Annotated in this window: 13 protein-coding genes; 11 read left to right on the top strand and 2 right to left on the bottom strand. The window is 58.5% G+C overall.

Annotated features, from left to right (window positions below; genetic code table 11):
• Nucleotides 1-416: 416 nt before the first annotated feature.
• The 9 genes from PV768_RS18720 (at nt 417) to PV768_RS18680 (ending at nt 11,665) form a co-directional block, all read left to right on the top strand.
• Entirely contained in the window at nt 417-1,547 is a 1,131-nt protein-coding gene (locus PV768_RS18720; RefSeq protein ID WP_421093834.1) for a tyrosine-type recombinase/integrase, read from the top strand.
• A 131-nt stretch (nt 1,548-1,678) separates the two neighbouring features.
• Nucleotides 1,679-1,951, top strand: a complete 273-nt coding sequence (locus tag PV768_RS18715; protein WP_421093833.1) for a hypothetical protein — start codon at nt 1,679-1,681, stop codon at nt 1,949-1,951.
• Nucleotides 1,952-2,104: 153 nt separating this feature from the next.
• Nucleotides 2,105-2,845 carry an HNH endonuclease family protein gene (locus tag PV768_RS18710; RefSeq protein WP_421093832.1) on the top strand — a complete coding sequence of 247 codons (741 nt, stop codon included), beginning with the start codon at nt 2,105-2,107 and terminating at the stop codon, nt 2,843-2,845.
• 642 nt (nt 2,846-3,487) lie between these two features.
• Nucleotides 3,488-6,871: an AAA domain-containing protein gene (locus PV768_RS18705; RefSeq protein ID WP_421093831.1), complete on the top strand. Its 3,384-nt coding sequence runs from the start codon at nt 3,488-3,490 to the stop codon at nt 6,869-6,871.
• Nucleotides 6,861-8,102, top strand: coding sequence for a hypothetical protein (locus PV768_RS18700; RefSeq protein WP_421093830.1), 1,242 nt, complete (start codon nt 6,861-6,863; stop codon nt 8,100-8,102). The genes PV768_RS18705 and PV768_RS18700 overlap by 11 nt, the downstream gene beginning before the upstream one ends.
• Nucleotides 8,103-8,550: 448 nt before the next feature.
• The gene (locus PV768_RS18695) at nt 8,551-9,039 is read left to right on the top strand and encodes a hypothetical protein (protein WP_421093829.1); all 489 of its coding nucleotides are present in this window, start codon (nt 8,551-8,553) and stop codon (nt 9,037-9,039) included.
• Complete coding sequence (locus PV768_RS18690) at nt 9,036-10,070, top strand: hypothetical protein (protein ID WP_421093828.1); 1,035 nt, start codon at nt 9,036-9,038, stop codon at nt 10,068-10,070. Before PV768_RS18695 ends, PV768_RS18690 begins: the two co-directional genes overlap by 4 nt.
• The gene (locus PV768_RS18685; protein ID WP_421093827.1) at nt 10,060-10,503 is read left to right on the top strand and encodes a hypothetical protein; all 444 of its coding nucleotides are present in this window, start codon (nt 10,060-10,062) and stop codon (nt 10,501-10,503) included. The genes PV768_RS18690 and PV768_RS18685 overlap by 11 nt, the downstream gene beginning before the upstream one ends.
• Entirely contained in the window at nt 10,490-11,665 is a 1,176-nt protein-coding gene (locus tag PV768_RS18680) for an alpha/beta hydrolase family protein (protein ID WP_421093849.1), read from the top strand. The genes PV768_RS18685 and PV768_RS18680 overlap by 14 nt, the downstream gene beginning before the upstream one ends.
• Here the strand turns inward: PV768_RS18680 and PV768_RS18675 are convergent.
• A complete protein-coding gene (locus tag PV768_RS18675) occupies nt 11,557-11,880 on the bottom strand; it encodes a helix-turn-helix domain-containing protein (protein ID WP_421093848.1) in 324 nt (107 codons plus the stop codon). The two genes, PV768_RS18680 and PV768_RS18675, sit on opposite strands and share 109 nt — an antisense overlap.
• Nucleotides 11,881-12,081: 201 nt before the next feature.
• On the opposite strand from PV768_RS18675, the gene PV768_RS18670 reads away from it, so the two are divergent.
• Nucleotides 12,082-12,594 (top strand): hypothetical protein, encoded by a 513-nt coding sequence (locus PV768_RS18670; protein WP_421093826.1) that lies wholly within the window; start codon nt 12,082-12,084, stop codon nt 12,592-12,594.
• A 33-nt stretch (nt 12,595-12,627) separates the two neighbouring features.
• Here PV768_RS18670 and PV768_RS18665 read toward each other — a convergent pair whose 3' ends face one another.
• Nucleotides 12,628-12,951 (bottom strand): ArsR/SmtB family transcription factor, encoded by a 324-nt coding sequence (locus tag PV768_RS18665; RefSeq protein ID WP_421093825.1) that lies wholly within the window; start codon nt 12,949-12,951, stop codon nt 12,628-12,630.
• A 186-nt stretch (nt 12,952-13,137) separates the two neighbouring features.
• On the opposite strand from PV768_RS18665, the gene PV768_RS18660 reads away from it, so the two are divergent.
• Nucleotides 13,138-14,037: a hypothetical protein gene (locus PV768_RS18660; RefSeq protein ID WP_421093824.1), complete on the top strand. Its 900-nt coding sequence runs from the start codon at nt 13,138-13,140 to the stop codon at nt 14,035-14,037.
• The last annotated feature ends 22 nt before the right edge of the window (nt 14,038-14,059 follow it).

Below are 14,059 nucleotides of genomic sequence, written 5' to 3'. Positions count from 1 at the left end.
TGTTCCTTCGAGGTCCCTATGCGTTAGCGATACTGACTATCCTTCTGGACCGTTGACTCAAGCGTTTCGGTGCGGCGGACGGGAGCTGGGCTCATATCCCGCGATTGCTCGCGCGCTTCTCCCATGCCCGGACCGCCTTCACCCCCGGGATCTATTCCAGGCAGTCGGGCCGAGTTGCTCAAGAGCTGCAGGACGAGGCGTTGACAATGTCAACAGATCTCTCTTCGGTTCGGGCGGTACAGTTCTCGAACTGCTTCGGATTCCGCATGTTTTCGCGGATTCCCAGTGTTTGCAAGGCCTGAAATGCAGTTCGAGTCCCACCTCGGGCACAGTGTTTCCGCAGGTCAAGGGCCTGTTGAGCGGTCAGGTGTGTACAAAACCGCCAAAAGTGTGTACACGAGCGTACCGTTTTTCGTATGGCAAGCATCGCTACTCGCACCAAAAAGGACGGTTCCAAGTCCTACATGGTGCGCTGGCGGGACCCGAAAACCCGGTCTAACCAAGGGCTCACCGTGAGCACGCTTATCGAAGCTGAAACGCTCAAACGGCTGCTGGACGCCAACGGCCAATCCTTCGAGATCGCGCAGCATGCCATCCTCACCAACGAGAAGCGCACGCCGACCGTCGCTGAAGTCATCCAGGAACACATCGACCTGCTGATCCGTCCATCGAGCGGAACCACAAAGACCTACCAAACCATGCTGGACTTGCACATCCGGAACGTCATCGGCCACGTCCCCGTGGACAAGCTCGATTACCGTCTGATCGCCCACTGGGTGAAGTCGATGATGGCCAAGGGGAAGGCGCCGAAGACCATCCATAACGTGCACGGGCTCATTTCGGCCGCCATGAATACGGCGGAGATGCTCGGCTACATTGCCCGGAACCCTTGCCGCGGCGTGCAGCTTCCCGGGATTGAAAAGGCCGAGGATGAGGCCATGTTCCTCACCCATGCGGAGTTCAGCCTCATCATGGAAGGGATGGGGGAGCGCTACAAGGCTTTCACCAACTTCCTGGTCATGACAGGTACCCGCTTTGGGGAGGCCACCGCGCTGACTGTGGCGGACGTTGATCTGCTGTCCAAGCCGCCCACCGCTCGGATCAACAAGGCCTGGAAACGGGACGGCCAGAACCAGTTCTACATTGGTGCGACGAAGACAGGTGCCGGCAAGCGGACCATAGGGTTGAACCCTGCGCTTGTGGAATTGCTGATCCCGTTGGTGGCGAGCAGGCCCGGGAAGGACCTTGTGTTCACGTCGCAGAAGGGCGACCGGATCTACCACAAGCTCTACTGGGACGAATACTGGCTCCCCGCGGTTCGCACGGCCCAGGCAATCGGTCTGACCAAAAATCCGCGGATCCACGACCTCCGCCATACCCACGCGTCGTGGCTGATCCAGGACGGGGTGCCCTTGTTCACGATTTCCCGCCGCCTGGGGCATACGTCCACCAGGACCACGGAGCAGGTCTACGGGCATCTGATGCCGGAGGCGCTGCAGGCCGGCGCTGATGCTATGGAGCGGTCGGTAGGGGCTTTCCACCGGTGACGGGGAGTGCACCACGTGAGGCTCGGTGGATGTCAGGGAAACGTTTTGCCTGTCCCGTGCTTCCGGTCATGTCGATTGTGTTTCCACTCGGCCATGAACGTGGAAAGAAACGACTTCCATTTGGAGACGCCGTGGACATCGAATTTTTTGAACCCGCCGAAGCGGCCGCGCTCATGCGCTGCACAGAGTCGTGGCTGCGCGACGGGGCCACAAGCGGACGCTTTCCCCATGCATGTTGGGGCAAGGGCAAGATCATTTTCACTTCCGAGCACATCCTGGAAATCGCGAAGTTGAGTGAAATCCTTCCCGGCAGCAGTGCATCCGCGCTCTCGGTCAGTCGGCCGGCGGGAAAGGAGCGGCTCATCGGTACCCGCTCGAAAGCCAGCCTGACCACCGTGCACTGAGCCCGGGTGGGTAACTCACTTCGAGCCGCGGCTCGAACAATTGAGCCGGAACGCATTCTCGGAAGCCGAACACTCGCGGGAGCCAGGGGAATCGCGGCATGTGATGGGCACCACGGGCACACCTGCCGGTGGCAGGCATCAGGCGAAGCTAGCGTGGAACAACCCGCTGCAGACCGAAGGACCTTTAGGATTATCCGGTCCGCCGCCAAAGCCCTGACCGCTGCAACCGCCCTACTTCTGGCCGGCTCGCTCGCCGGGTGTGACGCAGCAGCCAACGCCCTCGAAGTCCTCGAATCTCCTGCAGGCATCGCTGCCAGAGCGCCTTCCCCGGCAGATAGAATCAACGCTCTCGAACAACTGAGGGGCGTCCCGGTCAAAGGCCGCGCGCCGAAGACCGGCTATACCCGGGATGAGTTTGGACCAGCGTGGGCTGATGTTGACCGCAACGGCTGCGATACACGCAATGACATCCTCGCCCGGGACCTGACCGGCGAAACGTTTAAGCCCGGCACCAACGACTGCGTGGTAACCACGGGCACCTTGGCCGACAGGTACACCGGCACAACCATCAACTTTGTTCGCGGCCAGGACACCAGCTCTGAGGTTCAGATTGACCACATCGTCGCGCTCAGCGACGCATGGCAGAAGGGCGCGCAGCAGCTCAGTGCCGACCAGCGCAAGGACCTCGCCAACGACCCCCTGAACCTCATGGCGGCCGACGGGCCCACCAACAGTGCCAAAGGCGACAAGGATGCCGCGACCTGGCTGCCTCCGAACAAGGCATTCCGGTGCGAATACGTCGCCCGCCAAACGGCGGTGAAGGCCAAGTACAGCCTTTGGGTCACACAGGCCGAGCGCAACGCAATTGTGAAGGTTCTCGAGGCCTGCAACTAGATCCATCAGCCCTGGGCGGACATCGTAATGCTTGAACTGGGAAGGGCGCGGCCTTAACGGTCAAGGTAGCTTGCGCTCCAAATGGGCATCAGTGGCGGTGGGTCTGGAATCAGATTCAGGCGCGGCTCGGGATAGCCACGCTCTACCCCTTGTGGGTTCTTAGCTGCCTGCTGGTGGGCACATCACTGCCACTGACTGCCGCCACGTCCTCGACGACCTCCGAGGTGCCAAGATCCAAGTCATGCAGCAGAGAGTTGGTGAACTCCGCGCCTTATAAGCGGCCGACCCAGAATTGCTGGGTCACTGATTCAGTACGCCTGTTGGAGCCGACGGCTCAGCCGGCAATCATGATGCCGGGGCGGCAGATAACTGTGTCTCCGTGGCAGCCGCGGTGGCCGTTCCGTGTCCTCCCGATGACCGCGCCGGGGGACTAGGAAGCCCGGAAGCAAGTTACCGCCGGGCGGGCGGTAACGAGACATGCTCGTACGCAGCTTAAAGATGTAGGGCAACAAAACGCCAACTCTGCGGACAGCCCATTAAATGAAATCTGAGGTATCGGTGTCTTCGCCTTGACGCGTCACACTCCACTGTATTCTAGTGGAGGTTTGGGCACTACAAATGGGGAAGTAGCAGATGCATCAAGTGGAAACCTTTTTGGATGGTAAGTACGTATTCCTTCCCGAAAAGTCCCGTTCCGGAGGTCAGGCGATAGTCCGGAAAGCCATGGAATTAGCCACTGGCCGCTTTGTTGCCATCAAGCTGATATCTAGTCTTCGAAGTGACTTTGAACTGAACTTTTATAAGCGCGAGGTGGAGACGCTCTCAGCTTGCGACCATCCGAATATCGTCAAAGTCATTGAACACGGTTTTGAGGACGATGGCCAGCAGCCGTTTCTGATCATGGAGTGGGCTGAAAGGTCGCTTTTGGATCTTTTTCGGGAGGGGTACGGCCGCCCATGGCACGAAACTATCGAAGAAATAGCTGTCCCCATCGCTTCTGCACTCTCACACATGCATTTACGAGGGGCCGTTCATCGTGATGTAAAGCCCGAGAATGTGCTTATATCTGACACTGGCCATCTCTTGTTGGCTGACTTTGGCATCAGCAAGCTTATGGAGCGTGAGGATACGCGCACAGTTCAGAGCTTCGGGTCCCCAGTTTACTCGCCGCCCGAGAGATCCGATACGAAGAAATATGTTAGAGATATTTTTTCGCTTGGGGTCCTAATCACTCAGTTTCTGACAAAGGAAAAGCTTCAAGATCTCTCTCATGTCCACACCACGCTTCATGAGTTGGATATTCCGGAGGCCCTACGCGCACTCCTTCAAAAAAGCGTCGCTATCGATCCGGGTGAACGCCCCGAGCATGGCGCAGCCCTGCATCAGGGGCTCATCGCTATTAGAGATTCGCAGCCGCTTGCGGGCAGGAGTCGCATGCCATTGCTCCTTCGCTTGACGACCACAGCCGAGACAAACCTAGGAGGGCCTTTTACGGCGAATAGAGTCGCAGCTGACGACCTCAACGAGGAAGTCTTCGCTTCGTTCAGAATCGATGAGAAATCAGGCACCCGGGATCGTAAGAAGATCGTCGTCGCTGGACGCTCGTACCGCTATACCATCGTTCCGGAGGATGCTGGGGAAATGGTCGTCATCGGCGCCAGACGATTGGGCGATGAAGACCTCGATCGTCTGAAGCGCAGGTCTTTACCAATCGGGCACCTCTACTACTGGACCCATCGGCGCGCATTTTCATCTCGTGATGAGCAACTCGCGCAAGGGACGCTACTGGAACTTCTCGACGAGTTCCACGACACCGAGATCACGGATGGCCGCGATCCTATGGAAACTAAGAGCTCTGACCTCATTCGTGGATGGGAACAAGTGCTTAGGGCACGCGAGGACGTCGCTAGAGGAGACAAGTCAGCCCTGACGTATTCGAACGCTCGATCGAGCGGGCGGAGTCTATGGCTCACGTTGGCGCATGAGTCTGAGGAAGACCTCATGGGGACAGAGTGGCAAGTTTGGTCCCTCTCCCGAAGCTTCGTCTGTGTCGGTGAAGTCACGAATCAGCATGGACGTGACATTACCTTGGAGGTCGTAGGGAAAAGCCCCCGGGAACTCCCCGTCACGGGTACTCTCAAGCCTCACCTGGGTAGATCCCAGGTCGCCTTCCAGCGACAACAGGATGCTCTAAACAGAGTGAAGCGAAGAGACGTCGAATCAGTGGCCCTAATAGACGTGCTGGCCGACCCTTCGATATCCCGGTCGCCCTCCCCAATCATCGTGACTTCTTGGCATGAAGATCTCGACGACGACAAGCGCCGTGCAGTGGAGGCGGGCTTGGGAGTGCAAGACCTTATGGTCGTTAAAGGACCTCCCGGGACCGGCAAGACCAGGTTCATTGCCGAGCTGGTGGTTCAATTCACTAAAGCCAATCCTGACTCTAGGGTCCTGATTGTAAGCCAAACTCACGTCGCCGTTGATAATGCTCTTCAGCGATTGGAAGAAGCTGGCGTTCCAGGGATCGTTAGACTTGGCCAGCCGGGAAGCTCGCGCATCTCGGATGGCTCCCTGCCCCTTTTGCTCGACCAACAGATGGAGAAATGGTCATCTAAGGTCAGGCAGAAGGCACTCTCTCACATGGAGAATCTGGCTTCGGCCAAGGGGATGGATAGGGATCATCTCGAGGCCGCAATCCATCTGCAGGAACTAATTGAATTATCCAGGGAACAGCAGACGCTGCGAGAATACTTGGACAGCATTCCTGCAGTGGAAACTCACACATCCGACCTGAACGCACGTCTTGGTTTTGAGGAGGAAGCTGCACGGTTACAACCCCGGCTTGAGAAGCTTGCCGATCAAGAATCGGATCTGCTCGCCCTGGTTTCGGAGAAGCTTGGCGGCCTGATCGAAGTGTCCGTGAGACCCAAACTGCCCGAATTGGAAACTGCAGTCGCATTGATCCTGGAACAAGCTCCCGAGGCGGGTGACCTTCTCCAGTTCCTCAAGTTACAGTCCGAATGGTTGCAGCGTTTCGCCTCAGACAGAGCTCTAAGCAAGATTTTCCTCGAGACCAGTAGGGTTGTGGCAGGAACTTGTCTTGGGTTCATTGGCAATCCTGCCATGAGGGATCTGGACATCGACCTTTGCATCTTGGACGAAGCTTCAAAAGCCACTGCCACCGAAGCCTTGGTTCCGTTGTCCCGTTCTCGCCGTTCAATTTTGGTCGGTGATACACGACAATTACCCCCTCTCGACGAGGACCTTCTTCGGAGGACGGACCTGATGGCAGAATACGACCTGACTCCGGACTTCGTTCGCGAAACGTTGTTTCAGCGGCTAACCGATCACCTGCCAGACGTAGCCCAATTTGCCTTAGCCGATCAGTACAGAATGATTGCTCCCATCGGGAACCTGATTTCTGAGTGCTTCTACGACGGAGACCTAAGGTCACCTGTAACGGAAGGGTTGCGAGGTTACGAACACCTTGGCAGGCCTGTCCTATGGCTCGATACGTCCAAGAGTAACGCCAGACGCGAGAACGCTGAGGAAGATGGGGGTAGTTACGCCAACAGACACGAGGCGCGACTTGCCATCCGGCGGCTTCAGGAAATTGATCGGGCGGTGGACCGTGGACTGATTAAGCCGGAATCTTCAAAGAAAACAGTCGACGTATTGCTAATAGCACCATACCGAAGCCAGGTCGATGAGCTCAGTCGCCGTTTAGCTGGAGCAACATTGCAACACATCAGCGCATCTGTGGAGACCGTCGACGCCGTCCAAGGGCGGGAGTCTGACATTGCGATCTTCACAGTGACGAGAAGCAACGCCTTTGGCCGCATGGGATTTCTCGGAGAACCATATTGGCGCAGAATAAACGTGGCTCTCTCGAGAGCCCGCTACGGGCTCACGGTCATAGGTGACGCGCACTTTTCGTCCAGAAAGCCTGGAGCCCTAAAGGACGTACTGTCATATATGCTCACCCACCCCGAAGACTGTGAGGTCCGTCTTGCAGATGTACAGTGACGACTATCGGCTCTGGAAGAAATACGCGCACAGCAGGCCCGGTATGCGGTTGGTCGGTATTGTGCGCGTGGCTCTACCGGTCACGGTGGTCAACGTCGATGTAGTAGCACAGGAAAAGAAGCCGCTGGACTTATTAGAAGAGTTCGTTCTGCGGATGATAGATGCAGGCTTGGAGACTATTCCTCAAATTGCCGACCTATGCGGACTGAATGAAGAGCTCGTATCAAACGTCACGTTGAGCCAAGTCGCGGACGGCACACTGCTGTACTCCCCGCATACCAACAGTTTTGAACTTACGCCAATGGGTGACAAGCTCGTCCAAGACCTTGTGGAGTTGAAGCCAGTTCTTTGGGAGTTCCCTGTTACCTTCGACCGCCTTTCATGGGTTGTTGTCGACTACCCTCGGGCTAGCCTGATGTCAAGGTCTGATGCGGTTTCAGACTCACGGACTGTCCTACCATACTCACGTAAAGGTGTCCTGGGCCGTGATGAAATAACACCAGCGGCGTTAAACAATGTTCTTAAATTTAAGGGTCGTAAAGAGCTCACCGTTCTCGAGGTCAGGAGCACACGCTTCAGCAGTTACAAGTGCTTACCCGCAGACCTGCTCGTCTTTCGAGGTGACACGAACGAAGATACTTCTTTAGCGCTGGTAATTGAAGGTGAGCTAAGCCAACGACAGGACTTGGCGTTGGCCAAATGGAATGCCCAGGACGTGGTCGATATTTGTCTGGAAACGCGAGCGGTACCCCATATTGACGGATCACCCCGGGAGCCATTGGACGAGGAGCATCCTATTTTTACTGGCCAAGAGACGGAGGAACGATCGGCAAGGGAAGTTCGTGATTTCCAGCACCACGAACTGCTTCAAAGAGCACTATCCACATCAAAGGCCTTTGTGAAAATCGCTTCCGTTCGACTATCTAAGGCCGTTGTGGACGAACACTTCTGCCGACTCGTCGATAACGGGCTCAAGAGGCGGGTCAAGATTGACATCGTCTATTCAGCCGATCCCGATGTGGCACACGATCAGGAAGCCGTACGGCGCCTGCAGCAACTGCAGGAAAGCCACCGCAATCTCCATGTCCAACAGATTGCGGGCCAATATGAGGAGCGGCTTGCTTTTGACGGTTGGCGGGTCACGGGGGACTTTCCGTGGCTCAGCCATCGTACGTACCCGCAGCAAACCCTGAGGAGCTACGTGGGCGCCCTCGAACCGATGTCGCTCTAAAAATGAATGCACTTCCATCCGCGTGAAAGTATCAAGCGCATAGGCGCAGTCGTTGGAAGGGTGCGCTCCCGGCTCCTCCTGCCGAACAGCACCGGAAGAATACCTCCTGAAACTACTCCTGGCTGTCCGGCAGCGGAGCTGAACGCCGTAGGGTCACAATCTCGGCACGCAAGTCGGCAAAGGAGTCGGTTTGCATCGTCACTCTCATTCGGTAATAGGGAACTCAGACTGTCCTAGGGGAAAGAGAACCAAAGTCTGTCATGGCCTGGGCCGTCGTCTACTTCGGCCCAAGATGAGCCAAGATACTCGACTAGCGTGGGTAGGAGCCCCCACCGGGCTCTGGACATGTCCAGAGCGGAGGCGTTCAATGAAGAGTGCGGCGCTTACGCCGCTCGCGACTGATCTTGCTGACAGTCGCGCTTGCTGTCCGCTGCAAGGAGGGGGCGGTATGGACCAGCAAACATCGGAAGCACGGGATCCGGCACAGATTGCGGCGGACGCGTTTCACGCGCTGCGTCTACCGAGCCGTCTGACCCTGTCTGGCCTAATCGCCATAGTGGCAGCCCGCCGTCGGCGTCGTATAGAAATTGAAGCCACGACAATCCTCAACGGCACATCGGTATGTGGCCTATGGCTGTCAACCGACTCGCGTGAGATCATCCTCCACGCCGTTACAGATTCTGCCCTACACAGGCAACAGTTCATCCTTCACGAGCTTGGACACATGATCCTGCGCCACGATGAGTTGGGCATTTCCTCGGAATACGCGGCCAGTCTCTTCCCGAACCTCGACGGCGAACTGGTGTCACGGGCTCTGGCCCGAAGCAGCTTCGTCGACGACCTGGAGGCCGCCGCCGAGACTCTCGCGGATCTACTTGCCAGCGCAATCCGTGAAAGCACGTTGGAACCGAGATCATTCGAGCAGGTTTTCGGGTGATCCAGGCAGTGGCGGCCTCGGTCATCTGGGGGCTCGTCCTCTGTCTTCTGCCGGGCGCGCGCACCAGAAAAGACCACTGCATTCTTGTCGCCGCCGTGGCAATCGCAACAGCGCTTTCTTTGAATATCGATGCGATCTATCGCGCCGGCGATCAAGCCATCGGAGGACGCAATCTCCTGGATCTTTGCGCGAACATTTTGATGGTCGTGGGAATCTACTTCCTTTCGCAGGCAATCCTCCGGGCGGCAGAACTCAACGATGCGCCCGTGCGCAGGGACCGCCGTGGTCTCCTCTTCCTGGGGGTGGTCTCCGCGGGACTGGTCCTCGCCTTCCTCTTCATCGAAGCACCCGTTTCATCAACGAGGTTCATGCTGGATTATGGGGATCAGCCTGCTGCCGCTCTCTATTCCGCCGTTCAGTTCGTCTACATCGGGGTGGTCGTCAGCGTCACGGGTTACGTATGCTTCAGATTTCGACGGCGGATGGCGGCATCCTACTTCCGTGTCGCCTTCACGCTTATCGGCGTTGGGTGCTCCCTGGCTTTGGTGGTTGTGGTTGCGGTCCTTGGGATGGATGTCGCCCATCTTCTCGGAGATCTGTCAACGATGGAGAAGTTGGCTGCCGTCTACGACGCCAGTTTTGTTGGAGCGATGGTGTTCCTGTGTGCCGGGTTGGCCCTGCCACCAGTCGCCCGCCGGGTTGCTCGACGAACACAATTGAAGACCCAAGCCTGGCTATTGGATGGCCTCACGTCTACATGGGAAAAGGCGACCGCGGCCCGCAGGGACGAGCGCCTGGCGGCGCCTGCCGAGGTCATCGAACGGGACGATGCGGGGACTCGACGACTTCACAGGATGCTCGTTGAGATTCAGGATTCTCTGTTGATGAACCCAGACGCTGCTAAGTTGCTGGATGAAGCTGATTTCAAAGCACTGACACAAGCCGAGGACTACCTCGCATCCCATCATGGCGTGCCGAGTGGTCAAGGAAGCCTGGCGCGACGGGAGAGGAGGCACGGGAGTGACAGATAATGCAGCCGAACCCCCGGAGTCGCCGCAGGCAAGGCTCGCCCGCAAGATCAACCTGTTGCTGGATTTGTATGAATCTCAAGGAGCGAAGCCGCCGTCCTACCGGGAGATCAGCGAGAACATGTCTGCTCTGGGTACACCTCTGTCGCGCTCCCGGTGGGCCTACATGCGAAGCGGTGACGGATCCCTGGCCACGGACGATGAACTGCTGCAAAACCTCGCAATATTCTTCGGCGTCGACCGCCGGTACCTTCTTGACGACTCCACAGAAGTCCCCGAGATGGTGGAAGCCCAGCTGGACCTCCTGAAGTCGATGCGTGAGGCTCGAGTCAGGAATTTCGCAGCCCGCCAGCTCCAGGAGTTGTCCCCGGAAACGCTGGCCAGGCTTAGGGATGTCATTAACACGCGTGTCAGGCGTGACGATGAAGGCTCATAGACTTCTCGGCTTTCTGACCCTTGCAGTCTTGGCGACAGCTTCCACGACATGCCTCGCCGCCGCCTACTTTGCCCGCCGGGTGGTCATGCCGACGACGACCCGACGGGAGGATCTTGCCATCCATCGGGTTTTCAAGGGTGAAGACGAAACACTGAGGATTGAACTTCCCGCCTCACCTCTAACAAGGGCAGCGGGCTGGTACAGCCTGTGGTTCGCCAGCGGTAAGGGCCACGCTTGCGTCGGGAGCGTCGTCGGCGAGAACGCCCAAGCGGGAACAGTGACGCGGCTCGTCGAGCGCGTCGACGCCGGCGATCTGGGTGCTGCCAAGGCCGGCATCTGGAGCGGCTACGCCTACTCGAAACCGGAGCAATTGGGTTTGCCCTTCGACGACGTGAAAATCCAGGTCGACGGCGGGATGGCTCCCGCATGGAGGTTCGATCCCGCAACGGATGGTCCAATGTCTTCCACCTGGGCGATTCACGCACACGGAATGGGTGGAAAGCGCGCCGGCGCCCTGCGGGGTGTGCCCATCGCCAGCAAACTTGGCCTCACGTCACTGGTCGTGTCATTTCGCAACGACGGCGAAGCGCCGCCGTCGAACGATTCCCGCTACTCTCTGGGCCAGAACGAATGGTTGGACGTCGACGCCGCCATCCAATTCGCCGTCGAGAAGGGCGCTGAGCGGCTCGTCCTCTTTGGCTGGTCCCTCGGCGGTTCCATGGCTCTGCGCGCGGCGAACCTCTCAGCCCATTCAGAGCGGATCATCGGCATGGTACTCGTGGCCCCCGTCCTGGACTGGGCAAAGACCCTGATCACAAACGGGAGCGCAAGTGGCTTGCCCGAGCCGGTGGCCAGGCTGGGGCTAAGTATGTTGGGCGGGACGGCAGGCCGCTGGGTTGCAGGCCTCGAGCAACCCATCGACCTAGCTCAACTGGATTGGGTGAGCCGCGCTGCTGAGCTCAGGACGCCGACGCTCATACTGCACGGAAGCGGGGATAAATCGACGCCTGTTGAGGCCTCAGAGCGATTCGCGGAGCTGCGGCCCGACCTCGTTCAGCTCGTTCGGTTCGACGTGCCCGGGCACTCGCTGGAGTGGAACGGCGACACCGAGAAGTGGGAGTCGTCCGTTGCCCGGTTTCTGAAGTCGCTGCCCGGTGACTGAAACGCGGCCGCCAGATCACCGAGCTGCCTTGCAATCTCGTCCGGTTGGGCCTTGTAAGTTCCCGACCCGGCAATGATCATGCCCGCCTCCGACAGCAAGGTCAGGTGCCTGCGGACGGACGTGACGGCGATGTCCAGGGCTGCAGAGAGTTCGTTGCTCGTCGCCGGGCCACAGGTGATCAAGATGCGAATGAGGCGGCTTCGCGTCCGGTTCATCAAGATGTTCGCCATGAGACCACAACCCGGTGATGAGGAAGCTCTTTGGGCCCGCTGTAGACGGGTCTACAGCAGAACGATACGCTCATCCGTATACGGATGGAAGCAATAGCTGGCAGATGTTGCTAGTGAAGTCGGCCAGCGGAATACTGGGCAACAATTGGTGGCTGTTTGACGAGGGCCAAGCCAGGCGGGAGGTGGATGATGTCCGGCGACGAAACGCATGCCAAGAGCTCGGAGCCATCTCCCCAGGCCGAACTCGCCCGCCGGCTAAACCTGCTTCTCGACGTTGTTGTTGCCGAGCGGGGCCAACCTGTCACGTTCCGAGAAGTCCAGGACAAGCTGGCGGAGAAGGGTATCAAGCTTTCCAGGGCCCGCTGGTTCTACATGAAGGACGGCACGGGCCGGCTGGTGAGCGACCCCGCCCTGCTGGGTGCTCTGTGCGAGATATTCAATGTGGATCCTGCCTATCTTCTGAACGATGATGACTCAGATCTGCCCCAGCGCATCGATTCCCAGCTTGAGTTCGTCAAGTCTCTCCGTGCGGCGAGGGTGAAGACATTTGCCGCCCGCACGCTGGGGGACGTATCGCCGGAGACGCTTCAGGCAATCACCGAGTACTTGAACAGGGACATCAGCCGACGGCCGGAGGGGGAGCGGGCCGCGGCCACTTTGCACCCCGACGCGGTCGAGGAATCGGATAACACAAAGTAGGGGCCCTTTGCCCGGTTACGGGAGGCACCCCAGCTACTTCTCCAGCAGGTACTTCAGGTGAGCGTCGAGCAGCTCCTTGATCCGGACAGGGTCCGCGGAATACCGAGGGGAGCGTCCGTGCCGGCGTCCATGTTCGACGTCGACAATCACCACGCCTGCCTCTTCCAGCCCTGCCAGATGCTTGGCCACGCTGGGCTCGCCCGCGCTGACGGCGCTCACGATGTCGCCGCGCGTCGCCGGCCCGTTGGCAGAGAGAAATCGAAGGATCTCGTTCCGCGATCTGTTGCCGAAGGTGGCCACGGCAGCCTCGACGTCGGCCGACCAGGCGGCGTCGTGTGGCTGCGTAATTCTCGGCATACGGCCATTCTTCCTGAAGCTGGCACAAAAAGTAAGAACGGGACTCTTGACGATACTTTAATTATCTTTGACAATAATTCCTATAGCTTCTGCTGATCGTTGTTGGATCTCCGCATCCACTAACTGGAGTGGCCGATGCGGCGACTCTGCGAACTACTCGATCTGAACAGTCAAAGCGGTGAAGCCATGGAAATTGAAGCCAAGGCGTTTGAATCTACAAAGGCATCAGACACTCTGTTTGATGTAGATGTCTCGCTGCGAAGGCCGCCTGCAGCGGGGGAGCCTGTCATCCCGATCGACCAGATCATGGTCGCTGTTGATGGCGTGCATCGATACGTTGTGTCCCGCTTGTCTCGAATCGGGCGATCCTGCGATGTGGATGACGTTATGCAGGACATCCGGGTCGCCGTTTGGGGCGGAGTTTCGAGGGGGCGCTACAAGGAGTTGCCGGGCATTCCCTTTGAAGCCTGGGTCCAAGGAGTTTGCAATAAGATCTGCGCTGCCTACGTGCGTCGCGAGCTGAGCCACCAGACTTTACCCTTGCTTGTTGACTTCACGACGACGGATAGCTCGCCTGAGCTTCTGGCTGTCATTGGCTCCGGAGCGGCAAGGGACGGCGCCGAGAACTATGTTGATCAAGCCTGGGCGCAAGCCATGCTTGGCATGGTCCAACGCAGCGTCAGCGAGGACACTTGGAAGCTTGCCGTGGCCAGCCTCTCGGGGCCGCGGCGCTACGGACCTCCGTCTCCGCAGGACCGGCGTCGATGGCACGCCGTCACTGTTGTTAGGCAGACGGCCAAGACAATCAACACGGCATTGAACTGCCACCCCGAGCCGGGACTGGGCGTCGACGATCTCTGCCGGTGCGCTGCCAGTTGCCTGCCGACAAACGTCCTCCGGAGTGTCGCGGAAAAGATAGTGCGCCCGGGACTGCGCGGACCCGAAAGATCCGTGCAGATGGCGGCTCTGGCTGGCGAGCTCGGCGTCACTGAACGGTACATCGCTGTGAATATCGGCTTTGCCCGGCAGTTGTACCGAGCAGCGTGGCGGGTGCTCCAGCACGAAGTCAGCCGACCGGCTGTATAGGTCATGGCGAATGGGTATCGGA

The sequence above is a fragment of the Pseudarthrobacter sp. CC4 genome (genome assembly GCF_048957775.1).
Classification (GTDB): Bacteria; Actinomycetota; Actinomycetes; order Actinomycetales; family Micrococcaceae; genus Arthrobacter.
This window is presented reverse-complemented; position numbering and strand designations above follow the sequence as displayed.